At 77.9% G+C, this 620-nt stretch carries 1 protein-coding gene; it reads right to left on the bottom strand.

Annotated features, from left to right (window positions below; all coding sequences use genetic code 11):
• Positions 1 to 620, bottom strand: a 620-nt coding sequence (locus tag ACFQ4O_RS18165) for an NAD(P)H-hydrate epimerase (RefSeq protein WP_378777844.1), incomplete at both ends; no start/stop codon positions are given.

Below are 620 nucleotides of genomic sequence, written 5' to 3'. Positions count from 1 at the left end.
GGCGCCCGCCCGCGCGGCGGCGAGGGCCGACAGCCGGGCGGCCCCGGTCATGAACTCCGGCCCGCTCCAGACCAGCGCATGGCCGCGGCGGTACTTGTGGCCGTCGCTCGCGGGCCTCGGCAACGCGGCGGACCAGATCGCCGGCCGGTTGAGGAACGTGGCGACGCCGAGCGACGGCACGACCGCCTCCGGCGTTCCGATGTCGGCGACGGTCAGCGCGCCGCACAGCGTCCGGCCGGGCAGCAGAACGTGGCCGGGCTTCGCGCGCACGAAGGTGACGGTGGCGGCCGCGCGGATCGCGACGCCCCCGTCCAGCGGCGCGCCCCGGTCGCCGTGGAGCCCGCTTGGCACGTCGACCGCGAGAATCGGCGCGCCGGACGCGTTCGCCCGCGCCACGGCTTCGGCCGCAGCCCCGTCGAGCGGACGCGACAGCCCGGCGCCGAACAGCGCGTCGACGATGAGGTCCGCCGCGGCGACATCGGCCTCGGAGATCGGAACGGTCGGGCCCGCCCATCGTTCGGCCATGCGCGCGGCGTCGCCCGTCAGCCGCGCGGGCGGAACCAGCGCCGCGACGGTGACCGCGAGCCCCTGCTCCGCCAGCCGACGCGCGGCCACATAGC

The organism is Methylopila musalis (genome assembly GCF_042679725.1).
GTDB lineage: Bacteria > Pseudomonadota > Alphaproteobacteria > Rhizobiales > Methylopilaceae > Methylopila > Methylopila musalis.
This window is presented reverse-complemented; position numbering and strand designations above follow the sequence as displayed.